This window comes from Qipengyuania sp. NPDC077410, from assembly GCF_044543405.1.
Classification (GTDB): domain Bacteria; phylum Pseudomonadota; class Alphaproteobacteria; order Sphingomonadales; family Sphingomonadaceae; genus Qipengyuania; species Qipengyuania pacifica.
In genome coordinates, this window is sequence record NZ_JBITWB010000002.1 from 201846 (window position 1) to 226912 (window position 25067).

25 protein-coding genes are annotated in these 25067 nt (G+C 60.2%); 12 read left to right on the forward strand and 13 right to left on the reverse strand.

Going from position 1 to position 25067, the window contains the following annotated elements:
• Positions 1-55 precede the first annotated feature (55 nt).
• The 3 genes from ACIGGE_RS08925 to ACIGGE_RS08935 form a co-directional block, all read right to left on the reverse strand.
• Complete coding sequence (locus tag ACIGGE_RS08925) at positions 56-877, reverse strand: class I SAM-dependent methyltransferase (RefSeq protein WP_397490087.1); 822 nt, start codon at positions 875-877, stop codon at positions 56-58.
• Positions 878-956: 79 nt separating this feature from the next.
• Positions 957-2645: a tetratricopeptide repeat protein gene (locus ACIGGE_RS08930; RefSeq protein ID WP_397490088.1), complete on the reverse strand. Its 1689-nt coding sequence runs from the start codon at positions 2643-2645 to the stop codon at positions 957-959.
• Complete coding sequence (locus ACIGGE_RS08935; protein WP_397490089.1) at positions 2642-3382, reverse strand: 2OG-Fe(II) oxygenase; 741 nt, start codon at positions 3380-3382, stop codon at positions 2642-2644. The genes ACIGGE_RS08930 and ACIGGE_RS08935 overlap by 4 nt, the downstream gene beginning before the upstream one ends.
• A gap of 113 nt (positions 3383-3495) precedes the next feature.
• On the opposite strand from ACIGGE_RS08935, the gene ACIGGE_RS08940 reads away from it, so the two are divergent.
• From ACIGGE_RS08940 to ACIGGE_RS08955, 4 genes are all read left to right on the forward strand, one after another.
• Positions 3496-4668 (forward strand): acetyl-CoA C-acetyltransferase, encoded by a 1173-nt coding sequence (locus ACIGGE_RS08940; RefSeq protein WP_221597868.1) that lies wholly within the window; start codon positions 3496-3498, stop codon positions 4666-4668.
• A gap of 109 nt (positions 4669-4777) precedes the next feature.
• A complete protein-coding gene (locus ACIGGE_RS08945) occupies positions 4778-5563 on the forward strand; it encodes an SDR family NAD(P)-dependent oxidoreductase (RefSeq protein ID WP_397490090.1) in 786 nt (261 codons plus the stop codon).
• A gap of 179 nt (positions 5564-5742) precedes the next feature.
• Positions 5743-6618 carry a crotonase/enoyl-CoA hydratase family protein gene (locus ACIGGE_RS08950; protein ID WP_397490092.1) on the forward strand — a complete coding sequence of 292 codons (876 nt, stop codon included), beginning with the start codon at positions 5743-5745 and terminating at the stop codon, positions 6616-6618.
• A 68-nt stretch (positions 6619-6686) separates the two neighbouring features.
• Positions 6687-7157: a MarR family winged helix-turn-helix transcriptional regulator gene (locus ACIGGE_RS08955; RefSeq protein ID WP_103022542.1), complete on the forward strand. Its 471-nt coding sequence runs from the start codon at positions 6687-6689 to the stop codon at positions 7155-7157.
• A gap of 42 nt (positions 7158-7199) precedes the next feature.
• On the opposite strand, the gene ACIGGE_RS08960 is transcribed toward ACIGGE_RS08955, so the two are convergent.
• From ACIGGE_RS08960 to ACIGGE_RS08990, 7 genes are all read right to left on the reverse strand, one after another.
• On the reverse strand, positions 7200-8198 hold the full coding sequence (locus ACIGGE_RS08960; RefSeq protein ID WP_397490093.1) for a type II secretion system F family protein: 999 nt from the start codon (positions 8196-8198) through the stop codon (positions 7200-7202).
• A 20-nt stretch (positions 8199-8218) separates the two neighbouring features.
• Positions 8219-9190 (reverse strand): type II secretion system F family protein, encoded by a 972-nt coding sequence (locus ACIGGE_RS08965; protein ID WP_397490094.1) that lies wholly within the window; start codon positions 9188-9190, stop codon positions 8219-8221.
• A gap of 49 nt (positions 9191-9239) precedes the next feature.
• Entirely contained in the window at positions 9240-10532 is a 1293-nt protein-coding gene (locus ACIGGE_RS08970; protein ID WP_103022545.1) for a pilus assembly protein CpaE, read from the reverse strand.
• 6 nt (positions 10533-10538) lie between these two features.
• Positions 10539-11192 (reverse strand): CpaD family pilus assembly protein, encoded by a 654-nt coding sequence (locus tag ACIGGE_RS08975; protein ID WP_397490095.1) that lies wholly within the window; start codon positions 11190-11192, stop codon positions 10539-10541.
• A 14-nt stretch (positions 11193-11206) separates the two neighbouring features.
• The gene (locus ACIGGE_RS08980) at positions 11207-12790 is read right to left on the reverse strand and encodes a type II and III secretion system protein family protein (RefSeq protein ID WP_397490096.1); all 1584 of its coding nucleotides are present in this window, start codon (positions 12788-12790) and stop codon (positions 11207-11209) included.
• A gap of 41 nt (positions 12791-12831) precedes the next feature.
• On the reverse strand, positions 12832-13899 hold the full coding sequence (gene cpaB / locus ACIGGE_RS08985; protein WP_397490097.1) for a Flp pilus assembly protein CpaB: 1068 nt from the start codon (positions 13897-13899) through the stop codon (positions 12832-12834).
• A gap of 91 nt (positions 13900-13990) precedes the next feature.
• Entirely contained in the window at positions 13991-14707 is a 717-nt protein-coding gene (locus tag ACIGGE_RS08990) for a prepilin peptidase (protein ID WP_397490098.1), read from the reverse strand.
• Between the two features lie 85 nt (positions 14708-14792).
• On the opposite strand from ACIGGE_RS08990, the gene ACIGGE_RS08995 reads away from it, so the two are divergent.
• Positions 14793-15758, forward strand: a complete 966-nt coding sequence (locus ACIGGE_RS08995; RefSeq protein WP_397490099.1) for an alpha/beta fold hydrolase — start codon at positions 14793-14795, stop codon at positions 15756-15758.
• Positions 15755-16855 (forward strand): NAD(P)/FAD-dependent oxidoreductase, encoded by a 1101-nt coding sequence (locus ACIGGE_RS09000; protein WP_397490100.1) that lies wholly within the window; start codon positions 15755-15757, stop codon positions 16853-16855. Before ACIGGE_RS08995 ends, ACIGGE_RS09000 begins: the two co-directional genes overlap by 4 nt.
• A gap of 13 nt (positions 16856-16868) precedes the next feature.
• On the opposite strand, the gene rnhA is transcribed toward ACIGGE_RS09000, so the two are convergent.
• The 3 genes from rnhA to ispH are packed head-to-tail and all read right to left on the reverse strand — an operon-like array spanning position 16869 to position 19249.
• Positions 16869-17312 (reverse strand): ribonuclease HI, encoded by a 444-nt coding sequence (gene rnhA / locus ACIGGE_RS09005; protein WP_103022552.1) that lies wholly within the window; start codon positions 17310-17312, stop codon positions 16869-16871.
• Positions 17309-18265, reverse strand: coding sequence for a homoserine kinase (gene thrB / locus ACIGGE_RS09010; protein ID WP_397490101.1), 957 nt, complete (start codon positions 18263-18265; stop codon positions 17309-17311). The genes rnhA and thrB overlap by 4 nt, the downstream gene beginning before the upstream one ends.
• On the reverse strand, positions 18266-19249 hold the full coding sequence (gene ispH, locus ACIGGE_RS09015; protein WP_222827563.1) for a 4-hydroxy-3-methylbut-2-enyl diphosphate reductase: 984 nt from the start codon (positions 19247-19249) through the stop codon (positions 18266-18268).
• A 96-nt stretch (positions 19250-19345) separates the two neighbouring features.
• Between ispH and ACIGGE_RS09020 the strand changes: the two genes are divergently transcribed.
• From ACIGGE_RS09020 to scpB, 6 genes are all read left to right on the forward strand, one after another.
• Positions 19346-19999 carry a hypothetical protein gene (locus tag ACIGGE_RS09020; RefSeq protein WP_196846714.1) on the forward strand — a complete coding sequence of 218 codons (654 nt, stop codon included), beginning with the start codon at positions 19346-19348 and terminating at the stop codon, positions 19997-19999.
• 45 nt (positions 20000-20044) lie between these two features.
• On the forward strand, positions 20045-21784 hold the full coding sequence (gene argS / locus ACIGGE_RS09025; protein WP_397490102.1) for an arginine--tRNA ligase: 1740 nt from the start codon (positions 20045-20047) through the stop codon (positions 21782-21784).
• A 2-nt stretch (positions 21785-21786) separates the two neighbouring features.
• Positions 21787-22482 carry an SPOR domain-containing protein gene (locus ACIGGE_RS09030; RefSeq protein ID WP_397490103.1) on the forward strand — a complete coding sequence of 232 codons (696 nt, stop codon included), beginning with the start codon at positions 21787-21789 and terminating at the stop codon, positions 22480-22482.
• A gap of 80 nt (positions 22483-22562) precedes the next feature.
• Positions 22563-23585, forward strand: coding sequence for a beta-N-acetylhexosaminidase (gene nagZ / locus ACIGGE_RS09035; protein WP_397490104.1), 1023 nt, complete (start codon positions 22563-22565; stop codon positions 23583-23585).
• Positions 23582-24391 carry a segregation and condensation protein A gene (locus tag ACIGGE_RS09040; RefSeq protein WP_397490105.1) on the forward strand — a complete coding sequence of 270 codons (810 nt, stop codon included), beginning with the start codon at positions 23582-23584 and terminating at the stop codon, positions 24389-24391. Before nagZ ends, ACIGGE_RS09040 begins: the two co-directional genes overlap by 4 nt.
• The gene (scpB, locus tag ACIGGE_RS09045; RefSeq protein WP_397490106.1) at positions 24391-25008 is read left to right on the forward strand and encodes an SMC-Scp complex subunit ScpB; all 618 of its coding nucleotides are present in this window, start codon (positions 24391-24393) and stop codon (positions 25006-25008) included. The genes ACIGGE_RS09040 and scpB overlap by 1 nt, the downstream gene beginning before the upstream one ends.
• Positions 25009-25067: the final 59 nt, after the last annotated feature.

Genomic DNA, 25067 nt, shown 5'->3' on the forward strand with positions numbered 1-25067 from the left:
CGCCGCCCTTTTCATTTGCTCTCCTCTCAGCCGGGCATTGGCTTTGATCAGTAGTTTACCGCGTTTCAAGAACGATCAGGCTAGCGAAGCGACGTCCCGAATTTTCAGCGACGTCTATCGTTTCAACAACAGCCAAACCTGCCGACGTAAAGATATGTCGCAAAGCATCACGATCGTCGGCTGCGCTGCACGCTTCTGCTAGACAGTCGATCCGCTCCACCTCGCTGCGCGCTTGCCTTTCAATGGCGTCCAGCGTCTCATGCAATTTCTCACGGGGTCCATTACTCCCCAGCATGAGTGTCAGCCTGATAGCTTCCGGTATTTCCCACGCAGCGGAACCATGGCCCCATCGGCGTTCGCCATAGCGCGCGCGCGCGGCCGCCAGCTCTGTGACCTCGCGTAAAGCCGTCGGGCCTTCGTTTGCGGCTGCCCGCACTCGCTCGAGCAATCCAGTTTCATTAATGACCCAGGCGATTTGTGCGCGCCTATGGACATTATGTTGAAGGATTGGCCCGTCCCCGCGGTGAAGCATAAGTCCTGCTCGCCCGCCTGTCGTTAGTACCCGGTTGATTTCCCGGGCCGTCAGTTTGCAGTCTCCATATTCAAAGCCGAACTGACTCGTAACAACGTCAAAGCTATCATCTGCAAATGGAAGGCGCTCCATCGCGACACCACAGTGGATTTCAGTTCCGTTCGGAGAAGGTGGTAGGTGAGGAGATAGATCAATACCTACCGCATTGATATTGTTCTTAAAGTTCAGCAGCCAAGCTAGTACTCGCCCGTTTCCGGTCGCGAGGTCGAGGACCTTTGCGTTTTCGGGCAAGCGGGAAGAAAAATTGTGCCACGCGGCTCGCTGGGCTTCTTCGATGTTTTTCATTTGCTGGGGAAGGCACCCACCATCACTTCCGCTTTGGCGGGCCCAGAATTCCGCCCACGCACGAGCCTTGTTTCGACCTTCAATCATCGCGCTGTTGTCGACTAGAGATGATGTCGAAAGCTACCGACATGCGACTACCTTCTGAAAACGGAGTAGTGCCGTGATACAGCGTTGAGGGAAACAGCGCGAGCTCGCCGACTTCTGGGGCGATAGTAGTTAATGGACCAAGTTCGAGGTTCAGGTCAGGTGGAGGTCGTCCGATTTCCAGACAAGCCTCCTTGTTATTACGCGAGGATGCCTCGGGTAACTGAATATAAAGCGCGGAGGAAATAATTCCCTGAGGATGGATGTGTGAGGCATGGTGATCCCCGCCCCCATTAAGGCGGACAGACCAAGATCCTCCCAATCGCCATGGTTTGTCGCGATAGCTAAGTAGGGGGTGTGTCTCGTCGCTCGGCGGAAGTGCGCTACGGTAGGAACGCAGAGTGTGGACGATGGCATCATGCAGCTCGGCAAAAACCGGTTCGCATCGCGCAAATAGAATGTGAGGGGTCTGCGTGCCGCCACGCAGTGACTGAGCAAGCGGGAAACTCGACCGATCATGCAGGGCGTTTAGGGCCTCACTTATGCGTTCCAGCAAAGTCGATCGGCCTTCCAGTGCACGTGTTTGAACCAAAGCCGGTTGCTCATGCATCCAATAAGCGCGTTCATCTCCAACGAGGCGCCATACCAGCCCTTGCAAAGCCCACGCTGAAACATCATCGGGTGCGTGCGTCAAAGCCTGTGACGCAAGAAGGTTAGCCTTGTCGAAATCGCGTTGGCGGAGCCGATGACGGCACTCCTGCACAAACCGGTCCACGGTATCCAATTGCAATTCGGCAAAAATCCCTTCTGCGCGGAGGGTCTGGCCAGCTGCGCTGGCATAGCTGGCTTCGGCAAGCGCAAAAGCAGGCTGATCCGGAAACCGCATCCGTGCAGCATGTGATATTTCGGCGGCCTCGCTAGGCCGATCCGCCGAAGCAAGCAAATATGCATGGATCTTGGGGATGTTTTGATCATTAGGCGCAGCAGTCGCAGCCATGTGGAAATGCTGGGCGAATTCCCACTCGCCCGCCGCAAGCCGCAACTGCGCCAAGAACCGTAATCCCTCAAGGAATGCTGGGGCTGCTGAGACGATTTGCTCAACTACGTGGCGGGCTCCCGCATAGTCACCTTCGGCGCTCAGAGCTTGCGCCTTTCCCAACCAAAGATCTGCATCTCCTTGATTGCGGGCTAGAGCACGATCGAAATACTGCGACGCAAGCGGTTCGCCACGTTCAAGGGCGACTCTGGCTCGTCCATGCAAGGCGCGTACATGCGCATCGTCTAGGGATAAGCATTGTTCATATGAAGTGGACGCAGCTGAAAGCCTGCCAGACGATCGCTCGGCATTAGCTCTTATAGACCAGTATCTCGCCCAATGTCTGGCACGCTGCTCGATCTCATGCAGTAGCGCTAATGCAGCCTCGTAGTTTGGTATTTCTGTCAACGAGATCGCGAGATTTAATTTAAAGTCTAAGTTGTCCGGCTGAAGTTCAGAGGCTTTTTTGAAATGGGAGGAGGCCGAACTTGCCTCATTCCTACGAAGAGCGAGAGAGCCTGCACTATTTGCCAGATCCGCACTGCTCGGGTGTTCTGCCAAACCTAGATCGAGCAGCTTGGTAGCATCGTACAGATTTCCAGCCTTTTCGGCAGCCTCTGCGGCGAGATACCATTCCTTGGGAGTCACTTGTCGCGCAACCATCCGGTGATTGCCAACCTACCCAATGGCGCAAAAGGCGGCACGTAACTGACTAAGTGGCTTTGTGGGACAGCGAACAGGTTCAGAGCGTTGAATCGAGGGCGGAACCCTTCGATCACATCGCCGTCTTCATCTAAAAATAGCAAATATCCGCCCCAGTCGGGGTGCCAGTCCTCGCGTGTAAGGTTGAGGACGTAGGCTACCTTCCAGCCTTCGGCGACGTGACTATCGATATGACGACCAAGGTAATGGTTTGCTGCAAATAACGTTGCTTGCCCATCCGCTTTTACAAGATCGTCAAAACCAGTGACCTTTCGCACAAGCTCTAGAAATGCCGGAGCGTTCAAGTGTTCTAAAAGCATTTCATGAACCCCGCCGGGATCCCATTTCTGATTGATTGCCTCTACAATCGGATAGTGGGCAAAGCGAAACGCGTATTCGCCCTGCGCTGAGGCCGAGTGGGCTGCGTTGGCGGCACGGTTCACTCGTTCCGAGCCTTCTGCCGTGACGATCAACTTCCTGTCAAAGGTCTCCGGCTTAGCACCACCTTTCTCCCCCGCTTGGACGGCCATACCCCAAGGAGTGGCCCGAGTAAGGATCATTTGGATTTCTCTAGCGGTTTCGTCCGTCAGCACATTACGAATTTGAACGCGGCTATGGGCTGCAAATCTAGCCGCGTAGGCCTCGCGATCAATCAGCGGGTTCAGTTCAAACAGCTTCTTCATGTTGTTAACAGGTTCGCATCGCACCCTTCGACATGCAAGACCGAACCGAACTTGACCTTTACGTTAACGCTACATAACCCAGTAGCAAATCGAAACGAAATGGAGCCCGTTGAATGCCCCAAGCCTACATAGTCGAAGCCGTCCGTACCGCCGGGGGGCGCCGTGGGGGTCGTCTTGCCGGGGTGCATCCGGTTGATCTCGCCGCGAAATCGCTGGACGCGATCATGGAGCGCAGCGGTCTCGAGGCCACGGCCATCGACGATGTGGTCATGGGATGCGTCAGCCAAGGCGGCGAGCAGGCGATGCAGGTCGGGCGCAACGCGGTGCTCGCGTCAAAGCATCTGGGCGAGGGTGTTCCTGCGGTCACGATCGATCGCCAGTGCGGTTCAAGCCAGCAGGCGATCCAGTTCGCCGCGCAGGCGGTGATGAGCGGTACGCAGGATGTCGTGATCGCAGCAGGCGTCGAAAGCATGAGCCGGGTGCCAATGGGTTCGACCGCCATGTTCCACATGAAAGAGGGTCTGGGTAACTACAAGTCACCGGGTTTGGAGGAGAAATATCCCGGCATTCAGTGGAGCCAGTTCATGGGTGCCGAGATGATTGCGCAGAAGCACGGGTTTTCGAAGGACGATCTTGATCGCTTCGCCTTCGCCAGTCACCAGAAAGCGATTGAGGCCACCAAGTCGGGCGCGTTCGACCGGGAAATCGTCGGTGTCGAGATCGATACGGCCGAGGGCGAGGAATGCCACACGGTCGATGAGGGCATCCGCTTCGATGCGACGCTCGATGGCATCGCGGGAGTCAAGCTGCTCAGCCCGGAGGGTAAGATTACCGCGGCCACCAGCAGCCAGATATGCGACGGCTCCAGCGCGGTTCTCGTCGTGTCGGAACAGGCGCTGAAGGACTACGGCCTGACGCCGATGGCGCGGATTCACAACCTTACAGTCACTGCCGGCGACCCTGTAATCATGCTCGAAGAACCGCTGTTTGCCACCGACCGCGCTCTTCAGCGCGCCGGTATGAAGATCGGCGACATCGATCTCTACGAGGTGAACGAAGCATTCGCCCCTGTCCCGCTCGCCTGGCTTAAGCATACCGGAGCCGATCCGGACAAGCTCAACGTCAATGGCGGTGCGATTGCGCTGGGCCATCCGCTAGGGGCGTCGGGCACGAAATTGATGGCCACGCTCGTTCATGCGCTGAAAGCGCGGGGCAAGAAGTATGGCCTGCAGACGATGTGTGAAGGTGGCGGCGTTGCCAATGTCACTATCGTCGAGGCGCTTTGACGAAGCGCGCCAATCCGGCCAAAGCCGGAAAGCGAAATTCAGTTTCGAACCCGTGCGAGAATGATACCGGCCATGGCCGGATCCTATAGAGTGATTGAGAGGAATATTCATGGAAGTCAGTAGCAATACCCCCGCAGTCGTCACCGGTGGGGCCTCCGGCCTCGGCGAAGCTACCGCCCGCGCAATTGCCGCGAAGGGGGCGAAGGTCGCCATCTTCGACATGAACGAGGAAAAGGGCGAGGCGGTTGCCAAGGACATCGGTGGCATCTTCTGCAAGGTCAATGTCACCAGCGATGAAGATGTCGATGCGGGTTTTGCCAAGGCGCGCGAAGCCCATGGCCAGGAACGCATCCTCGTCAATTGCGCCGGTATCGGCAATGCGATCAAGACCGCCAAGCGTGACAAGCAGAGTGGCGAGATCAGCCACTTCCCCCTGTCCGCCTTCGATTTCGTCATTCAGGTGAATCTCGTTGGCACCTTCCGTTGCATCGCCAAGTCGGCGGCCGGCATGATGACGCTCGATCCGCTGTCGGAAGACGGTGACCGCGGCGCCATCGTGAATACCGCATCGGTTGCAGGCGAAGATGGCCAGATGGGTCAGGCCGCTTATTCCGCGTCGAAAGGCGGCGTCATCGGCATGACCTTGCCGATCGCACGCGACCTGATGAGCGAAGGCATTCGTGTGAACACGATCCTGCCCGGCATCTTCAACACCCCGCTGATGAACGCGGCACCTGTGCAGGTGAAGGAAGCGCTGGCGGCCAGCGTCCCGTTCCCCAAGCGCCTCGGCAATCCCGACGAATATGCCCGGCTGGCCATGACCATGATTGAATGTGGCTATTTCAACGGTGAAGATGTCCGCCTCGACGGCGCAATCCGGATGGCGCCACGGTGATCCGCGCCATCGGACTTTCCTACTCGCCCGATCTCTGATTGGGTTCAGCTGATGATGGTCCGCCGTTCCTCTTTCGCGTGCTTCGACAGCGATTTCGGGAACGGCGGATTTTGTGCGCCTGGACTGTGTAACATGCGGTCCATGTGTTCTGTGACGACGACGAACGGAGCGCCGAATCGATGACCGAATTCACCCAGATCAAGCTCGATACTGCCGACGGTATCGCCACCCTCACGCTCTCCCGCCCCGAAAAGATGAACGCCTTCACCGGCGTCATGATGCAGGAGATGATCGATGCCATCGACATCACCGATGCGGACGACGGCGTGCGCGCCGTGATCGTGACGGGCGAGGGTGATCGTGCATTTTGCGCCGGTGCCGACCTGACGCCCGACGAGGGCGCGGGCAATGTATTCGCGCGTCACGATCCGGTCGACGATCTTTCGGATACCCGCGTTCGCGACGGCGGCGGCCGCCTCGTCCTTCGCCTGTTCAATTCGCAAAAGCCGCTGATCGGTGCCTGCAATGGTGTCGCGGTGGGCGTGGGCGCGACAATGCAGCTTCCCTTCGATATGCGACTTTGTAGCGACAACGCGCGCTTCGGCTTCGTCTTCGCCCGGCGCGGGATCACGCCGGAAGCCTGTTCAAGCTGGTTCCTGCCGCGGCTCGTGGGCATGCAGACGGCGCTGGAATGGTGCATGACCGGGCGTATCTTCGATGCCGGGGAAGCGCGTGAGCGCGGCCTTGTCCGATCGGTACATCCCCAGGACGAACTGATGGATGCGGCGGTGAGCCTGGCGCGCGAGATTGCCGACAACACATCCGCCGTGTCGGTCGCCATGACGCGGGCAATGCTGTGGCGGCTTTCCGCGACGGACCATCCCATGATGGCCCACCGGATCGACAGCCGCTCGATCTACCGGCTCGGCAAGAGCGAGGACAGCAAGGAAGGTGTCCGCAGCTTCCTCGAAAAGCGCCCGCCCGCCTATCCTGACACGGTCAGCGAAAACATGCCCGACTTCTACCCGTGGTGGGACGAACCCGGCTACGAATAGTTTCGCTTGAGACGGTCACAGTCGTAACGGCCTTGCCAAGGCCAACGCGGGAATCCAAGGTCGTCGGCATGTCGAAACACCAGCCTGCCCAGCGCCTTGCCGAGTTCCTGCCTTATCAATTGTCCATCGCTTCGAATGCCGTATCGACGCGCATCGCGGAACAATATCGCAAACGGTTTGCGCTGAAGACTACCGAGTGGCGCATCATGGCGGTGCTGGGTGATCATGGCGCGCTGACCCAGCGCGAGCTTTCGCAGCAGACGCTCATGGACAAGGTGCCGGTCAATCGAGCGTGCAAGCGGCTGGAGCAGCGCGGTCTCGCCCAGCGCTCTCCAAACGCCAGCGATGGCCGCTCGCATCTGCTCGAACTGACCAGTGAAGGGCGGGCCGTGCACGCCGGCATCATGCCGTTGGCCCTGAAGATCGAGGAGGAGCTGTTTTCCGTGCTGAGCGAGCAAGAACGAGTGGATCTACTCGATATGCTCGGGCGCGTGCGCGACCAGGCCGGAGACTTCGACGCGGAAAGCCTGGCCGACTAACGCAGTCGACCAGGGCTTTCAGATCACTTACGCGTTGACCGGTTAGCCAATGCCGCCGCTGAAGGCGTCGGCAATCGAACAAGCCGCCGGGCCGAGAATGACGATAAACAGCACCGGCAGAATGAACATGATCAGCGGTACGGTCATGATGGCAGGAAGGCGCGCGGCCTTCTCTTCTGCGCGCATCATACGTTCGTTGCGGAACTCTGCCGACAAGACGCGCAGTGCGGAGGCCAGCGGTGTACCATAGCGCTCTGTCTGGATCATGGTCGTGACCACACCCTTCACCGCGTCGAGGTTCACGCGGTAGGCAAGGTTGTCGAAGGCCTTCTTTCGTTCGTTGAGGAAGGACAGTTCGATCGCGGTCAGCGTAAACTCTTCGCCGAGTTCGGGATAGGCGCGGCCAAGTTCGCGAGCGACGCGGTTGAACGCCGCATCGACGGTCAGTCCGGCTTCCGCGCAGATAACGAGCAGGTCGAGCGCGTCAGGCAGGCCTTTGCGAATGGCGTCTTCGCGCTTCTTGGCGATGTTGCTGAGATAGATTTCGGGGCCCTTGTAACCCAGGAAAAGGGCCAGACCGAGCGCAGCGACGCGCTTCATCTGCCAGTCGGGATAAACCTCAACCAGGTAGAGCATGACAAAGGCAAAACCGCCCAGCAGAACGGGAAGAACGGCACGCAGGCCGATCACGACAATCGCCAGTTCCTTGTTGCGGATTCCGGCATGGGCCAGCTTCTGCTGTACGCTTTCGATCTGGCTTTGCTGCAGCACCTTCATGCTGCCCAGCGTGTCCTTGATTCTCTCGGTCGTGTCCGTCTTGCGAACCAGGCTTTGCCGTTTCTTGGCGCTCGACGTGACGAGGCCCATCTTGAGTTCTTCGCGACGACCCTCGAGGGCTCTGACCCGCTTGGCCATCGGATCCTTGATGGTCACCGCGGTGTAGATCGCAAAGACGACTGCTGCGGCAGCTATGCCGACAAGGATCGAGCCGACGACATAGACGTCGAAGCCGAGGAGGGTGGGGCCGGTCACGGGGTCCATTGCTCTAGTCTTTCCTCAACTCAGATTTCGAAACTGACCATCTTGGCCATGATGAAGCCACCGATGCTCATCCATACGAGGCCGCCCAATCCGGTGACGATCAGGCGATCGTCTTCGAAGAAGCCGCCGATATATGTTGGATTCACCCAGTAGATCAGAACGAAGACGATGAAGGGCAGCGATCCGACAATGTAGGCAGACGCCTTGGATTCAGAGCTCATCGCCTTGATCTTCAGCTTCATCTGCGCGCGCTTGCGCAGCACGTCCGAGAGGTTGGAAAGCGTTTCTGCAAGGTTGCCGCCGGTTTCGCGCTGAATGGCCAGCGTGATGCAGAAGAAATTGAACTCCGCAATCCCCAGGCGATCGGCGGTCGCCTGCAGCGATTCCTCCATCGTCCGGCCGATCTTGGTCCGTTCGACGATGCCCTTGAATTCTTCACCTACCGGACCGGGCACTTCCTGTGCGACAACCGAAAGCGTTTCGGTGACGGGCAGGCCCGAGCGCAGACCGCGAACCAGCAGTTCGATGGCATCGGGGAACTTCTTGTTGAAGTTGTTGGTCCGCTTTTTGATTGCGCGATTGACGATGAAATGGGGAAGCCCTGCACCGACCAGTATCCCTACGCCGAACGAAAGCGGCAAGGACCCGCTCCGCAAGAAAAGTAGCAGGGCGACCACAAATCCCAGGCCAAGCGAGGCGTAGGCATATTGGCTAAGCGTCCAGCCCTTGCCGGTGCGGTCAAGGCGGTTGGCCAGAGCTTCGATGCGCGACCCCGACCCGGCTACTTTATAGGCCGTCGGGCGGCGGGCAGCGATGGCCTTCTTCAGCTGCGATTCGACCTTTGTATCCGTGCTGTCCGAATGGCGGTATCGCACCTGCTGCAAACGCCGTTGGCTGGCCTTTCCTGCGTCAGGGCCGGAGAACAGAACATAGCCGATCGCCAGTAGGGCGAGGATACCCCCTGCCATCAATGTCAGCTGGATTATGTTCATGCCAAACTCCGTCCAAACCTAATGCGCGCGAGCCCAAAGCTTCGCGTCGTTACTGCGCGGGTTCCTTGACCCGCGTGTCTTTCTTCTTCGCCAGAAGGCTCTTGAGATCGAGATTGCCGAGAAGTGATTTCTTGGCGCCGCCGCCGTTGCCGGCCCCTGCGATATTCTCGTCACCGGCACCAATGACCTGAGCGGAAAGCTGCTTGATCGCGGCCGTCGCTTTCGATCCATTGTTCGCATCGACGAACGTCTTGCCCAGTTTCGCGGCATTGGCAGCGGCTTTCTGGTCGAAGGGCACCATCACGTCGATCTTGCGTTCGATCGACGCTTCGAAGTCGGCCTTGCTGATTTCGGCGACACCCGGCTGAACTTTGTTGGCGACGATCACGACCTGCGAATGCGGTGCGTTGTTCTTGAGCCACGAAAGGATGCGGATCGTATCGCGTGCCGACGCGAGTGACATTTCCGTTGCCAGAACGACGACGTTCACGTCGTTGAGCAGGTGCGGGAAATTGATCATCATGTTGCGCGGCATGTCGAGCACCGTCATTTCGAACGTGTGCTTGAATTCTTCCTGCAGTTGCATGAAGGCCGAGCCATCCGTCATGAGCGGCTGGTTGATCGGAGCTTCCGCGGAGAGAATGGCCAGGTTGTCATTCGCCCGGATCATGGCGCGTTCAATGAACAGGCCATCGATACGACTGGGATTGTCGATTGCATCGGTCAGTCCGCGTCCCGGTTCGAGATCCAGCGTAAGCGCACCGGTGCCGAAGTGGACATCCAGATCGAGCAACGCTGTCGGCATGCGCTTCTCTGACGAGAAGATCCAGGCAAGCGACGTTACGATTGTCGATGCGCCGACGCCGCCGCGTGTGCCGATGACGGCAGTGGAAACGTGATGCTTCACACCTTCTTCTTCGCCCCCGCGCGGAGCCATGAAGACGGCCTGCGCCTGGTTGAGGGAATCCCGCAGCATGCCGGCGGATAGCGGCTTGAGCAGGTAGTCATGAATGCCGCTGGCGAGCAGATCCCGGTACAGACGGACATCGTTGACCTGTCCGATCGCGATAACGACGGTTCCCGGCTCGCAGACTTCTGCAAGCGCATTGATGTCGTTCAGCGGGTCGCCACTTTCGGAAAGATCGACCATCAGGATGTTCGGGCTGGCCGATACCGACAAGGACTGGATTGCGTTGCGCAGTCCACCCTTGTTGCATTTTTCAGGTTGCCAGCCGAGTTCGATCACCACCGGACGAAGGACGTCGAGGGCGTTTTCATCACAGATATAGGCCGCAAAAGGATCGCGGTTTCCGGCCAGACCGGGTTTCAGTGAAGCGCTCATGGCTGGTTAGCCTCCTTCTTGGGTGTTGACTTCGGCCAGTCCGCCGGTCGCTCCGGTCGGCGCAAGGTCGCGATACGCCTTGATGGCTTTGGTAGAGGTGCTGACGACCGTTTCGCCGGTGCCTTTCTGGCCGGTGATGAGGTCTTCCGGATTGGCGACCATTGCCGCCAGATTACCGTTCACAGCGCAGCCATAACCCGGTGATGTCGCATTCGTCGGGTTGTGTTCGCCATTGGCCGACCAGTCAGGGCATCCCGGAACACTGGCGGTCGAGCGGGTCACGACAATTCTGGCCTGACCAGGGTTCACATACCCTGCCGTCACGGGTGCTTCTTCGCTGATCAGCACGCCGTGCCGACCCGCAAGCGCCGCCAAGTCACGCTTCACAGCCGGGTTGACGCTCGGATCGTCGATCGAGACGCGGTCGCCGTAACCCAAATTCATCGCATCGAACCAGTCGGCGATGCGCTGCTGCTCGCTAACCGCCAGGCCATCGCCACCGGTGCTGGCATCGAGAGTGAAATTGGTGCGTTCGACTACCGGTTGGTGCACGCTGTACAGTGTGCGATTTTCAGTCCCCATGCCCCCGCATGCGCCGAGCACGAGGCTGAGCGAGACGGCCAGAGATCCGGCGAGCTTGCGATTGATTGCCTTTGCCATTGTACTCGTCTCCCTTAGTCGAAGCTGAAGCCGGGCTTGGCCGACGCCGTGCGTTCATTGCGGCGCGCATCGGGCTGGAGGGCCGCCTGCGGTTCGCCATTGTTCAAAGGCTGGCCGCCAGAAATGCCGGGCTCGCCCGGCGCGGTTTCGACCGCCCGCGGCTTCGGCCGTTCACCGCCCGAAACGCCATCGCTCTGCTGGAAGCCGAGCAAACGCTGAAATTCGTCCGGTTTGCGGAAGCCATCGGTCGGCAAATGGATGTCGTTCGCATCGACGGGCTTCACGAGATACGGTGTCACCACGATCACCAGTTCGGTTTCGCCTTTGCGATAGGTGGTCGAACGGAACAGGTTGCCAAGGATCGGGATGTTACCGAGGCCCGGGGCCTTGTCGATCGTGTTCGTGGCATTGTTGGACAACAGGCCCGCAATCATGAAGCTCTGGCCCGAGCCAAGTTCCACCGTCGTTTCTGCACGCCGCGTTACGAGTGCCGGGATCTGGAAGCCTTCGAAGACAACAGCGCCTTGGCTGGAAAGCTCCGATACTTCTGGACGTACCCGCATCGAGATGCGCCCATTGGCGAGCACGGTGGGCGTATAGGCGAGGCTTACGCCGTAGTTCTTGTACTCGATGGTGGTAGTGCCGAGACCCTGACTAAGGGGGATCGGAAACTCGCCACCCGCGAGGAATTCTGCCGTTTCGCCGGAAAGAGCGGTCAGGTTTGGCTGCGAGAGCGTGGTCACGAGCCCTTCGTTTTCAGCGAGGTCCAGCGCGGCTCCAATGTCGAGCCCAAGAAATCTTCCCATCGCACCGAGCGTGGTGCCCGGGGAAACTCCCCCAATCCGAGTGCCTTCTGCTTGTACAAGCTTGGTCGGATCTGCCGGATCAGGGAGCAGTCCAATCGGTGTGTTCCCCACACCGAGAGCGGGAAGCCGTCCACCATTGATGAAACCACTGCGCCCCTGACCGACGCCGAACTGAAAGCCTCCCGTGCTGTCGATGCTGGTCAAGTTGACCCCAATCGCACGTACGAAGCTGCGACTGACTTCGGCAATACGCACTTGCAGATTGACCTGCAGCGGCGTCGCCATCCGCAGGCGGCTGATGACATTCGATTCCGTGCCGACGAAGGCTTCGACAAGACGCTGCGCTTCTTCGGCATCTTCCGGGGCGGCGACCGTCCCGGTTAGAAGAATGACATTCGACCCCATGGTAGCGACCGAAATGTTGGCTTCCGGCATGGCGAGGGCGAGTAGCTGGTCGATACTGCCGATATTCGACCCGACGCGGACATTGGCGGACCACACGATATCGCCGGCATTATTGCTAGCGTAGATCGTCGTTTCGCCACCGGCCTTGCCGAAGACATAGAGCTGGCGTTGCGATTTGACCTGGACGTCGGCGACATTGTCGTCGGCGACAAAGACATCGGCCATATTGCCCGGTACATTGACCAGTTCACCGCGACCGATGGAGAGAACGATCTCGGAGTTGGGACGAACCACAGACTGGGCAGTGGCGGTGGTAACCGGGGCTGCCGCCAGCGGCGTCAACGCCAGGCTGGAGAGCAGGAGTTTCGTTGTAAGGCGACGTGTCATGGAATTGCCCCCTGAATGGCGTTCCTGTTGCTTTTTCCTGCTCATCTCACACCTACAGCTTGGGCGGCAGGCAATGTCTGTGCGGCACTTGCTGCACCGCGCGCCGTGCTCGATCCGACTGCACCAATCGATACATCCTCGGTCTGCTTGCCGCGGGTGACCCGCACGCTGGGACCACTGCGAACCGGTGGTCCGTCGCCGTAAGCGGCTTGCGGTGCGCTGGTGCCCTGCGCAGGGGCCGTACGGCGCTGGAAGCGCGATACGTCGCCGCCGGTCACGTAGGTGCTCTTGCCGTCATCCGGACGCGCCATGGCTTCGCGCAGGAGCCGTTCTTCCTGCTCGGGCGTGGCGTTATCCGGAATAGAAACGTCACCCGAAGCGATGGCCCGTTCGAGTTCGCTCTGATTGTCGGCGAGTGAGCGCAGCGACAAGCTGAGCGTGCCGATCGTCTGCGCCACGGCGACCTTCTCGGCAATGACCGGGGTTACTTCGAGCGTGACAGTGCTGAATGCCTTGACCACGGTCGATCCGTCTTCCGCCTTTTCCGAAACGGTCGACTGGTCCGTTGCCAGAACGCGAAGGTTACGAAGAATGGTTTCCGATGCCTTCAGGCTGGACTCTTCGCTACCTTCGACCTGCTGGGTCAGAACCATGTCCACCCGGTCGCCTGGGAAGACGAACCCGGCTACACCCGACTGGGCGGTAACCGGAACCGTTATGGCGCGCATGCCCGGCGTCAGAGCGGCAGCGAGAAAACCCCGATCTCCGGGGGCAACCAGAGAGCCCTGCGTCACAGGTTCGCCAGCCGTGATCGGATGGCGGACGACAGTGCCGAGAAGCTTCGTGATATCCGCCTCGCCGTCGAGGAAATACGCATCCTGGACCAGTTCGGCAGGCCACGCTTGAAAGCCGATGGCATCGGCGGTGATGATCGTCCCGACCGGGAGCGCACGTTGTGCAACAAGGACCTTGGGTCCCTGCGGTTCGACCTGCGCGGCAGCCTCGGCCTGCGGTGCGCCTGCACCCGCAAACATGCTCCGTGCGACAAGTGCCGTACCGACCGCGATGATCAGTGCAGCAACCAGCAGAACCAGCTTCTTCCTATCCATGGCTTTGTAGCCCCCTAGTTCAGCCCGCGAAATCCCAGTGCGGGCAAGTATGGTTTCAAGCTTTACGGGCGAATTGGTTAAAATCGCGTTGTCAGCCCGCGGCTATCGCGCCGACCGGCCGGAACATCTGGCCGCTTGCCATTACCCACAGAGCGGCGAGCGAAATCGCGGGACCGTAAGGGACCCATAAGTCGCGATCGTGCCGCCGGATGATGCGGATCGAACCAAGCGTTACGACAAGCAGGATGATGAAGGGTGCCAGCATCAGGCCGATAACCGCGATAGGGCTATTCGTTACGGAGCCGAGCAGATCGGCCGGAACTGAAAGTCGTGGTCCACCCAGAACGGCGCTTGCGAACAACGCAGCAATGGCCGTGCCCAGACCCAACAGTATGGCATCGCGCAAAGGGCGGGTCCGGACGGTAGTGGAATGGGCTACGCGCCAGGCGCCAATCGCCATGGTCAGCACCCAGCCGAGCATCGCCATGGCAACCAGCAGCAGAGTGAACTGCGAGGGCGGTACCCACAATGCTAGCGCCGAGAGCAGCTTCACATCGCCGCCGCCCATCTGACGGATAGCGAACAATATGCAGCACACGGCGAACACAATGGCGGCCAAACCGATCTGAAGGGCGACGCCCGGCCAGAGCGGCAAACCAGTCGATAGCCAGAATACCGGCGCGCCCAAGGCGACCGCCATCGTCAGCCGGTTGCTGATCGTACGACTCTTCAGATCCGTTACGATTACCCAGAGCAGTGCGATTGCCAATCCGGCGAGCAATACGTAGGTGGAAATTTCGCTTTGCATGTCGCCCCCGAGGCTTTCTTCGGGCCCGGTGCTACAGGAACGTGCTTACCAAACAGTAACCATACGAGGATGTCCGGTCACCGTTATGCAGGCAGAAAGGCAATCCATCGATCGGCGCGCGATGCCGGCCGGGGCTGTAGAGAGCGGGTTTGCGTTAGCGGATGGCCATGAAATCCGCCGGATCGATTTACCGGCTTGGGATGAGGGCAAGCGCGGGGCGATCCTTTTCATGCCCGGCCGCGGCGACTTCTACGAAAAGTATCTCGAAACCCTCGTCGAGTGGAGTCGCGCTGGCTGGCACGTGACCGCGGCGGACTGGCGCGGGCAGGCTGGATCGGGGCGTTTGGGCGACGATGCAATCACAGGACATGTCGGGGACTTTTCCGACTGGGTCGATGACCTGGCCTTTCTCTGGAAGACTTGGAAAACAGAGACGCGCGGGCCGCATATAGTCGTCGGTCACTCGATGGGGGGGCACCTCGTCACGCGTGCGCTGGTGGATGGGCAGATCGATCCCGACGCAGCGATACTCAGCGCGCCGATGCTCGGCATGTCGGGTCCTCCGCTGCCGCTGGGGGTATCGCACTTCGTCGCTTGGTTCATGACCAAGATCGGCAAGCCCACGCGGCCCGCATGGAAGTGGAGCGAGAAACCCGGCGAAATGCCGGCGAATCGCTCCGACCTGCTGACACACGATGCCGGTCGGTATGCGGACGAATTATGGTGGCGGGAGAGGCGACCCGAACTGGTCATGGGGCCGGGAAGCTGGGGCTGGGTCGAGCGGGCCTATGCCTCGACGCGCCAGTTGGAAAAGCGCGGCGCGATGGAGAACGTGGAGGTGCCTGTCCTCATCATCAGCACATCTGCAGACAAGCTCGTTCGTCATCCGTCCGCGGTGCGCGCCGCACAGCGATTTCCCAATGGAGAGTTGCTGGCGTTCGGCAATGAAGCGCGCCATGAAATCCTTCGGGAAGTTCAGCCCGTACGAGGGCGTGCAATGGCAGGCATCGCCGAATTTCTCGACCGGGTGGCTCCGCCAGAGGTTTCGTGAGTACATACGATTTCGCATTGATCGGCGCCGGGATCGCAGGCGCCAGCCTGGCCGCCGAACTCTCGCTAGGCGGTGCACGGGTCCTGCTGCTGGAAGCGGAGGACCGGCCGGGATATCATGCCACGGGGCGTTCTGCTGCATTCTGGGAGGAGTGCTATGGCGGCCCGGACATCGTTCCGCTTACGCTGGCATCCGGGGAATATCTGCGCAGCGGCGGCTTTCTGCGGCAACGGGGGGCCTTGTACGTTGCGCGCGATGAGGATGCGGCACTTGTCAGTGATTTTCTCGAGCGGTTCCAGGCAACGGGGGCGGTGCTGGAGCGGCTGGGGGCCGCCGAGGTGCAGCGCCGCGTTCCGGGGATACGTCCGGCATGGTCGGCTGCGGTTTGGGAACCGGCCTGCGCTGATATCGATGTAGCAGCGCTCCACGCCCATTACCTTCGACAAGCGCTCGATACCGGCGTGAACCTGCAATGCCGGGCGCGGGTCACCGGTCTCCAGCGGATATCGGGGTGTTGGCGTATCACCGATGTCCGCGGGCAAGACTATCACACCGATTGCGTCGTAAACGCGGCGGGGGCGTGGGCAGACGGACTGGCTGCGATGGCGGGAGCGCGGCAAGCGGGAATTACGCCCTATCGTCGTACGGTGGCCCAGCTCCGCCTCGGCAGAAACGTGCCGGAAGATTTGCCTCTCGTGCTCGACATTGAGGGCAAGTTTTATTTCAAGCCCGAAGCGGGAGGGCGGCTCTGGGTGAGTCCCCAAGACGAAGAACCGAGCGTGCCTTGCGATGCGGCACCGGAGGAATTGGCAGTTGCTCAAGCGATTGCGCGGCTTGAACAAGTGGTCGACTGGCAGATCGAGGCGGTCGAGCACAAGTGGGCTGGCTTGCGCAGTTTTGCTGCCGACCGCAGGCCGGTTTACGGATTCGACCCGAAGATCGACGGATTCGCGTGGTTTGCTGGGCAAGGTGGCTTCGGGATACAAACGTCCCCCGCTGCGGCACGGTTAGCGCGGCAATTGTTGCTGGGCGAAGGCAGGGACGAGATGACAGCGAATCTCGATGCGAACCTTTACTCGCCGGATCGCTTCGGCTGAACTTCTTACGAGGTTAGTTCCGCCCGGCTATCCGATCGGCCTCGTCACTTGCCAAGCGATCGACCCGGTCGTTTTCCACGTGACCGGAATGGCCCTTGACCCAGTGCCAATCCACTTTGTGCCGCGCGGTCAAGTCGATCAGTTCATGCCATAGTTCGGCATTGCGTACCGGCTTCTTGCTGGCGTTGACCCAGCCGCGTTTCTTCCAGCCGTGCACCCACTTCGTAATACCATCGATGAGATACTTGCTGTCGGTATAGAGATCGACCTCGCACGGTTCGATGAGAGCACTCAGGCCCTTGATCGCAGCCGTCATCTCCATGCGGTTGTTGGTAGTATCGGCTTCGCTTCCCGACAGTTCCTTCTCATGCGCCCCCATGCGCAGGAGCGCGCCCCAACCGCCGGGCCCGGGGTTTCCCTTGCAGGCTCCGTCGGTAAAAAGTTCGACTTTCTTCATGAGAACGCGCTCTGCCCCTTGTCGCGATAGAATTCCAGTCGATGCACGAAATCCATCGGGTCCTTGCGGCGGACGAGGGCGTCGGCAGGCGTGTCCAGCCAATCCTGGGCGCGGCTGGCAATAAAGCGCAGGCAAGCTCCCTGTGCGAGCAACGGCAGGTGATCGCGCTCGCTCTTATTCAAGGGCCGGACCGAATCGTACCCTTCTACCAGCGCAGCGCCGAGCGCCTGGTTCAGGTGCATGCCCGACCGATCAAAACACCAAGCCGCATGCGTAACTGCAAGATCGTAGGCCATCGCGCCGGTGCAAGCGAAATAGAAATCTATCATGCCCGTGACTCGGTCACCCAGCATCAGCACATTGTCGGGAAACAGGTCCGAATGAATAATGGAAAGCGGCAGATCGTTGGGCCAGTTTCGCGCGATGCCAGTGGCGACATCGAGGATGTCGGGAAGACTGGGGTCTATCGAAGCGAGCGCATCGGCGCCGCACTCATGCAGGATGGCTGAGGTCTGTTGGGGGCCGAGATCGTTCGGCCGGCTCATCGCGAAACTCCCGGCGGCGAGATGTATCTGCGCGAGTGCAGAACCGACCGCGCGCGCCTGGTCGGGATCGGGAGTGGTCGGCGACACGCCGGGAAGAAATTCAATCAGCGCTGCGGCTTTTTCACCCACCATGCGGAAAGGCGCTCCGCTACGATCATGTATGGTGCGCGGCACGGGGCAGCCCGCTTCGGACAGGTGGTCCAGCAGGGCGAGAAAAAACGGCAGATCGGCTAGTTCGATCCGGCGTTCATACATCGTCAGAATATAACGTGCTTGGGTCGTTTCGATCAGCCAGTTCGAATTCGAAACGCCTTCGGCAATACCTTTGGCCGAAACCAGTCGACCGGCATCGTATTTCGCGATCAGGCGCGCCAGGTCTTCAGCGCCCAGATGGGTGTAGACCGCCACCTATTCAGTTAGCTGACGCGGCAGCTTGAAGATCATGTTCTCTTCCGCTGCCGTGACAATATCCTCTTCCACGGCGCGCCAGTCGGACAGCCGGTCGACGACTTCGCGAACCAGTTTTTCAGGTGCGGATGCACCGGCCGTCAGCCCGACCGTGCCGACGCCCTCCAGCCAGCTAGGGTCGATTTCATCGGCGCGCTGGATCAAACGGGCGTCAGTCCCCATCCTTTCCGATACTTCGACCAAACGAAGGGAATTGGAGGAATTCGGTGCGCCGATAACCAGTACCAGGTCGCAGCTTGCTGCAATCTGTTTAACGGCCGCCTGCCTGTTGCTTGTCGCGTAGCAGATGTCTTCTGCCTTCGGGGCGACGATCTGCGGGAAGCGTTCTTGCAGCGCGGCGATGATATCGTGGGTATCGTCGACCGAAAGGGTGGTCTGCGACAGATAGGACAAATTGTCTTCTGGTGTGAAATCGAGATCGGCAACGTCCTCGACCGTCTCGACCAGAGTGATCTGACCCGGCGGTACCTGGCCCATCGTCCCAATGACTTCGGGGTGTCCGGCATGCCCGATAAACAGGATGTGTTGGCCCTTTTCGACCTGCCGCTCCGCCTGCCGGTGAACCTTGCTGACGAGGGGACAGGTCGCATCGACATACAGCATGTTGCGGCGTTCGGCTTCGGCAGGCACCGTCTTGGGGACGCCGTGAGCACTGAAAACCACCGGCGCATCGTCGGGTACCTCGTCCAGCTCCTCGACAAATATGGCCCCCTTGGCTTTGAGACTGTCGACCACGTACTGATTGTGCACGATTTCGTGACGCACATAGACGGGCGCGCCGAACTTGAGCAGCGCCCTCTCGACTATCTCGATCGCACGATCGACGCCGGCACAGAATCCGCGAGGCGCTGCGACAATGAGCTTCAAAGGCAGACGCGGATCGCGTCCGGGTATGGCAGGCGTGGATGGAAAGGGGGCGTTCATGTCCCGCCCTCTAGCGCTTTCGTGCAGGCCAAGCTAGGGCAAGCGCAGTCCCGAGGGGCGACGAATTCGAATGACCGTAAAAGGGAAACTAGCCGCATGACCATCCGTACCCGCCTTCTTCCCGCGCTCGCCTTGGGCCTAGCGTTGGCCGGATGCGCCAAGGAAGGGGACCTGGTGATCGATCAGGGTGTCGGCATTACCGCGGTGAGGAGTACCTGTCCTGCCGTTGGGATTCCCGATTACACGGGCGATATCACGACGTTCCGTACTCCCGGTTCGACCACCAGCGCCGATCTGGACGTGACGGCAGCGATCACGAACCTGCGTTCGACCTGCAATGAAAGCGCAGATGATCGGGTTTACACCGAAGCGACCTTCGATGTCGTGGCACGTCGTGCGGACACCAGTGGCAGCCGGACCGTTACGCTGCCTTATTTCTCCACCGTCCTGCGTGGCGGTTCTTCGGTTGTGACCAAGCGCATCGGCAGCGTGACCCTTCAGTTTGCCGATGGGCAGGAACGCGCTCAGGCACGCGGCACGGCTGGCGCTTATGTAAATCGCGCCGAAGCCACGCTTCCTGCTGAAATTCGCGACCAGATCACCCGCAAACGCGAAGCTGGCGATCCCGACGCGGCGCTTGATCCACTGGCCGATCCGACGGTGCGTGCTGCACTCCAGCGGGCTACCTTCGAACTGCTGGTGGGCTTCCAACTGACCGAAGATCAGCTGCGTTACAACGCTACGCGATAGTCGCTGCTATCTTGCCATTTCGCGTCGATAGGCTAGGCGCGCGCCATGGCTGAAATGCAGACACTTCACGCGGCCTTCGCGGCCCGGATCGACGCGGTATTGGATGCTCTCGAAATGGAGGGCTCGCTGCCTGCCGACGCGGCACGCGGCAATGTTACCGTGGAACCGCCGCGAGACCCGTCCCATGGCGACCTCGCGACAAACGCGGCGATGGTTCTTGCCAAGCAGGCGAAAAGCAATCCGCGCGCACTGGCGGAAAAGATCGTCGAACATCTTCAGCGTGATCCGGCGATTGCCGAGGCCGAGATCGCAGGTCCCGGCTTCATCAACCTGCGGTTGGAAAGCGACGTATGGCGGCGTGAAATCCAGGCGATTGCTTCGCTGGGCGCCGATTACGGCAGGTCGGACATGGGCAAGGGCCTCACGGTCAACGTCGAATATGTTTCTGCAAACCCTACCGGCCCCATGCATATGGGTCACTGCCGCGGTGCGGTGGTGGGCGACGCGCTTTGTGGCCTGCTCGAATGGGCAGGCTATCGCGTCACCCGCGAATATTACGTCAACGATGCCGGCGGTCAGGTGGACGTGCTCGCCCGGTCCGCGCACCTGCGGTATCGGGAGGCGTTGGGTGAAGAGATCGGGGATATCCCTGAAGGGCTCTATCCCGGCGACTATCTGAAGCCGGTCGGGGAACGACTCGCACAGGAATTCGGGCCGGCGTACAGGGATGGTGATGAAAGCGAATGGCTTGCGCTGTTCCGCCAGCGTTCGGTCGCCGCGATGATGGAAATGATTCGCGAAGACCTGTCGCTTCTGGGCATTCATCACGACCTCTTTTCATCGGAAGCGGAGTTGCAGGCGGCGAAGAAGCCCGAAGCAGCGGAAGCATGGCTGCGCGAACATGGTTTCGTCTACGATGGCGTGCTCGAGGCGCCCAAGGGCAAGGCTCCGCCGGAGGATTGGGAACCTGTTGAACTACCTCTGTTCCGTTCGACAGAATTCGGCGATGATCAGGATCGCCCGATCAAGAAATCGAATGGGGCATGGACCTATTTCGGCGCCGATCTCGCCTATCACTTCCAGAAGGCGGAGAAGGCGGATGCGCTTATCGATATCTGGGGTGCGGACCATGCAGGCACCGTCAAGCGTATCAGGGCTGCGGTCGCAGCGCTCACCAGAGGCGCCGGGCGCGATGTACCTTTCGACGTCAAGCTGGTGCAGATGGTCAAGCTCCTGCGCGACGGCGAGCCGGTCAAGATGTCGAAGCGTTCGGGTACCTTCGTCACGCTGGCCGATGTCGTCAACGAAGTGGGCAAGGACGTGGTGCGTTTTACCATGCTTACCCGCAAACCCGATGCGCAGATGGAATTCGATTTCGCCAAGGTCGTTGAGGCGTCCAAGGACAATCCGGTTTTTTATCTCCAATACGCCCATGCACGAATGCGCTCGACGCTGCGCAAGGCCGGGGTCGAGCCGGACGATGCGCATCTGGACCGGTTGGACGACAGCGAGTTGGCACTGGTGCGCGAAGCGGCGCAATTCCCGCGCGTGGTAGAAGCTGCCGCGAAGGCGCGCGAACCGCATCGCATCGCATTCTTCCTGGGCGATCTGGCTGCGGCCTTTCACAGCTTTTGGAATGCGGGTAATGACGATCCCTCGAAGCGGATCATTCAGGATAGCGATCCCGAATTGACCGCCGCGCGCCTGTTTCTGGTGGCGCAGGTCGGGCAGGTGATCCGCAACGGCCTCGCCATTCTGGGGGTCGAGGCGGTCGAGGAGATGTGAGCATGATGGGGTCCACGCCGTACGACACGGACGACGATTGGGAGAGCGAGGACGAACTCGATCTCGCCGATGATGAGAGCCTGCCCTGGCTCGAGGCGGCAGACGATGAAGGCGATGCCGCGGGGTTCGATACGTCCCGGCTTATCATGCTCGGAACACTGGCGATTACATTGCTGGCCGCGGTGGTCGGGGGAATATGGTTCGTAACCAGTCAGGTTTCCAACGAGCCAGAGGCGGATGGCAGCCTGATTGAAGCGCCTGACGGACCGTACAAAACAAGACCCGAAAATCCCGGTGGCAAGACTTTCGCCGGAACCGGTGATACCAGTTTCGCCGTGGGCGAAGGGCAAACGCGTGAAGGCAAGCTGGCCGATCGGCCCGCTTCGGCACCGATGGACAGCGTGGCAGCGAGCCCATCCATCGCATCCACGGTCAGTGAGCCGCCGGTCGAAACGACGCAGTCTTCCGCAGGTGCCGTCCAGGTCGGTGCTTTCCCGCGGCGCGAGGATGCGGAAGCTGCATGGTCTAACCTTATCCGCCAGACGGAGGCGTTGAACGGAGTGCGGCATCGCGTCGTCGAAGCGCAGGTCGATATCGGGCGAGTTTTCCGGTTGCAGGCTATGACCGGCGACCGTGCCGCCGCCAACAGGCTATGCAATGCACTGAAGGCCGATGGTCTGGCATGCTTCGTCAAATAGGCGCGCAGTAAGGCTCAATTTCCACACCCGCCAACGGCACCGATCTTGCGGGAAATCTGCAAAGGCCTCACTTTCCAGCCATGACACCCGCCATCTTCGGCATTTCCGGCCTCGAATTGACGGCCGACGAACGCGCCTTCTTCAAGGATGCCGATCCCGCCGGATACATCCTTTTCGGGCGTAATTGCGACAGCAAGGATCAGTTGCGCAAACTGACGGACAACCTTCGCGAAATTCATGGTCGCGAACGCTTGATTGTCTCGATCGATCAGGAAGGCGGGCGGGTCGCCCGGATGAAGCCGCCGGTGTGGCAACGCTATCCTGCAGGAGAGGCCTTCGCTGCGCTATGGAATGTCGCGCCGGCTTCCGCGATCGAGGCAGCGCGCGCCAATGCAGAAGCCATGGGCCGCGAACTCGCAGAAATGGGAATTTCGGTCGATTACCATGCGCCCTTCGACGTGCGCCGGCCCGAGACCGACGATGTGATTGGCGACCGTGCTCTCGGGACCGAACCGATGCAGGTGGCCGCACTCGGCCGGGCGGTGCTGGATGGATTGGGCCGGGCAGGTATCGTCGGGTGCCTGAAACATATGCCGGGTCACGGCCGAGCGACCAGCGATTCGCACAAGGAACTTCCGCGCGTCGACGCCAGCGATGAGGAGCTCGAGGTCGATATCAAGCCTTTTCGCACCTTGTCGTCGCACCCGCTCGGCATGAGCGCGCACATGGTGTTCGAAGCCTGGGACGCGGACCACCCGGCAACATTGTCGGCAAAAGTTATTCGTGAGATCATCCGCGGCCGGATCGGTTTCAATGGCCTGCTGCTATCCGACGATATCGACATGCAGGCGCTGGATGGGACCATCGTCGAGCGATCTATCCGCGCGCTCGATGCGGGGTGCGATATCGTACTTAACTGCTGGGCCAGGATGGACGACCAAGTCGCGATAGCTGAAAGCGGCAAGGCCATGGGGCAGAAGACGATCGAGCGGCTCGACCGGGTGCTCGCGGCAATGCACGAACCGGATGATGGGCCGGAAACGGCGGAATTGCTGGCGAATCGGGATACCTTGCTGGCTATCGCCCAAGAACAGCCGGCATGAGCGCAAACGGCCTGCTCTTCAGCGAAAATAAGGCCACTGACCATGATGGGTGGGAAGGCATCGCCAGCGAAAATGCTGCCGATGAAAATTCCCTGTATCTTGAACTCGATGGGTGGGAAGGGCCGCTCGATCTGCTGCTCGATCTTGCGCGGCGCCAAAAGGTCGACTTGCGTTCGATTTCGATACTTTCGCTGGTCGACCAGTATCTCGATTACATCGATACAGCCGAAGCACTGAAACTGGAACTTGCCGCCGACTACCTCGTGATGGCGGCATGGCTGGCATACCTTAAATCGGCGATGCTCCTGCCCAAGGAAGAGCAGGAGGATCCGAGCCCCGAGGAACTGGCTCTGAAGCTTCAGTTGCGGCTTCAGCGCCTTGGCGCAATGCGCGATGCGGCCGCGCGCCTGATGGGGGGGGACCGGATCGGGCGCGATGTCTTCCTGCGCGGCAGTCCGGAGGGGTTGGAAATAGCGCGCAAGAACCTTTGGCAGTGCGATCAATTCTCGTTGATAGAAGCGTACGGGAAAGTGAAGGCACGTACTGCACCGGCCATTCACATGGTCCGCGAACGTCCCGTCATGACGCTGGAATCGGCACTCGACCGGGTTTCGAACATGCTGGGTGTTACGCTCGACTGGATGGAGCTGCGCGAATTCCTTCCTCCCCATGCAGAGCCACGCCTCAAACGATCCGCGCTCGCATCCAGTTTCGTTGCCGCGCTCGAACTGGCCAGGTTGGGCAAAGCCGAACTGCAGCAGGAAGATACGTTCGGTCCGCTTCACCTTCGCCGGGTTTCCACCTGATGAACGAACTGGACCGCGCTGTAGAAGCTGCCTTGTTTGCGGCAGAGGAACCGATGACTGCAGAAGCGCTCGCGGGCTTCCTCGGCGGCGCTGCGGTAGGCGATGTCCGCGACGCATTGCGGAGCGTCGCCGATCATTACGAGAAGAGAGGCGTGCATCTGGTCGAGCGGGGCAAGCGCTGGCACTTCGAAACCGCGCCCGATTTGGCGCATCTCTTGCGGCGTGAGAAAGAACGGGTTCGCAGGCTCAGCCGCGCGGCCACGGAGGTCTTGGCGATAATTGCCTACCACGAGCCGGTAAGCCGCGCCGAAATCGAATCAATTCGCGGCGTACAGACCAGCGGCGGTACGCTGGATGTGCTGATGGAAGCCGGTTGGGTAAAAATCGCCGGGCGGCGTGAGGTGCCCGGGCGGCCGACTATATACGCCACCACAGCGGAATTCCTCGAACATTTCGGCCTGTCGAGCCGTCGGGATTTACCGGGAATTGCCGAATTGCGGGCTACGGGTCTGCTCGATCCTGTCGAGGATGCCTATGATGAGCTCGTTGGCGAGAGCCACGCCGACCAACAAAGCGATAACACAGACGGGAATCGCGACCCTACCGGCGAGGACTGACTGGTACAAACGTCCCACAACGCCTATAATCGAAACTGCATAACCGAGAAAGAAGGTCC

What these genes read in the sequence shown, in the direction of transcription:
- ACIGGE_RS08925 (WP_397490087.1), bottom strand. Translation starts at nt 877, where the DNA reads ATGAAAAACATCGAAGAAGCCCAGCGAGCCGCGTGGCACAATTTTTCT.
- ACIGGE_RS08935 (WP_397490089.1), bottom strand. Translation starts at nt 3,382, where the DNA reads ATGAAGAAGCTGTTTGAACTGAACCCGCTGATTGATCGCGAGGCCTAC.
- ACIGGE_RS08940 (WP_221597868.1), top strand. Translation starts at nt 3,496, where the DNA reads ATGCCCCAAGCCTACATAGTCGAAGCCGTCCGTACCGCCGGGGGGCGC.
- ACIGGE_RS08945 (WP_397490090.1), top strand. Translation starts at nt 4,778, where the DNA reads ATGGAAGTCAGTAGCAATACCCCCGCAGTCGTCACCGGTGGGGCCTCC.
- ACIGGE_RS08950 (WP_397490092.1), top strand. Translation starts at nt 5,743, where the DNA reads ATGACCGAATTCACCCAGATCAAGCTCGATACTGCCGACGGTATCGCC.
- ACIGGE_RS08955 (WP_103022542.1), top strand. Translation starts at nt 6,687, where the DNA reads ATGTCGAAACACCAGCCTGCCCAGCGCCTTGCCGAGTTCCTGCCTTAT.
- ACIGGE_RS08960 (WP_397490093.1), bottom strand. Translation starts at nt 8,198, where the DNA reads ATGGACCCCGTGACCGGCCCCACCCTCCTCGGCTTCGACGTCTATGTC.
- ACIGGE_RS08965 (WP_397490094.1), bottom strand. Translation starts at nt 9,190, where the DNA reads ATGAACATAATCCAGCTGACATTGATGGCAGGGGGTATCCTCGCCCTA.
- ACIGGE_RS08970 (WP_103022545.1), bottom strand. Translation starts at nt 10,532, where the DNA reads ATGAGCGCTTCACTGAAACCCGGTCTGGCCGGAAACCGCGATCCTTTT.
- ACIGGE_RS08975 (WP_397490095.1), bottom strand. Translation starts at nt 11,192, where the DNA reads ATGGCAAAGGCAATCAATCGCAAGCTCGCCGGATCTCTGGCCGTCTCG.
- ACIGGE_RS08980 (WP_397490096.1), bottom strand. Translation starts at nt 12,790, where the DNA reads ATGACACGTCGCCTTACAACGAAACTCCTGCTCTCCAGCCTGGCGTTG.
- cpaB (WP_397490097.1), bottom strand. Translation starts at nt 13,899, where the DNA reads ATGGATAGGAAGAAGCTGGTTCTGCTGGTTGCTGCACTGATCATCGCG.
- ACIGGE_RS08990 (WP_397490098.1), bottom strand. Translation starts at nt 14,707, where the DNA reads ATGCAAAGCGAAATTTCCACCTACGTATTGCTCGCCGGATTGGCAATC.
- ACIGGE_RS08995 (WP_397490099.1), top strand. Translation starts at nt 14,793, where the DNA reads ATGCAGGCAGAAAGGCAATCCATCGATCGGCGCGCGATGCCGGCCGGG.
- rnhA (WP_103022552.1), bottom strand. Translation starts at nt 17,312, where the DNA reads ATGAAGAAAGTCGAACTTTTTACCGACGGAGCCTGCAAGGGAAACCCC.
- ispH (WP_222827563.1), bottom strand. Translation starts at nt 19,249, where the DNA reads ATGAACGCCCCCTTTCCATCCACGCCTGCCATACCCGGACGCGATCCG.
- ACIGGE_RS09020 (WP_196846714.1), top strand. Translation starts at nt 19,346, where the DNA reads ATGACCATCCGTACCCGCCTTCTTCCCGCGCTCGCCTTGGGCCTAGCG.
- argS (WP_397490102.1), top strand. Translation starts at nt 20,045, where the DNA reads ATGGCTGAAATGCAGACACTTCACGCGGCCTTCGCGGCCCGGATCGAC.
- ACIGGE_RS09030 (WP_397490103.1), top strand. Translation starts at nt 21,787, where the DNA reads ATGATGGGGTCCACGCCGTACGACACGGACGACGATTGGGAGAGCGAG.
- nagZ (WP_397490104.1), top strand. Translation starts at nt 22,563, where the DNA reads ATGACACCCGCCATCTTCGGCATTTCCGGCCTCGAATTGACGGCCGAC.
- ACIGGE_RS09040 (WP_397490105.1), top strand. Translation starts at nt 23,582, where the DNA reads ATGAGCGCAAACGGCCTGCTCTTCAGCGAAAATAAGGCCACTGACCAT.
- scpB (WP_397490106.1), top strand. Translation starts at nt 24,391, where the DNA reads ATGAACGAACTGGACCGCGCTGTAGAAGCTGCCTTGTTTGCGGCAGAG.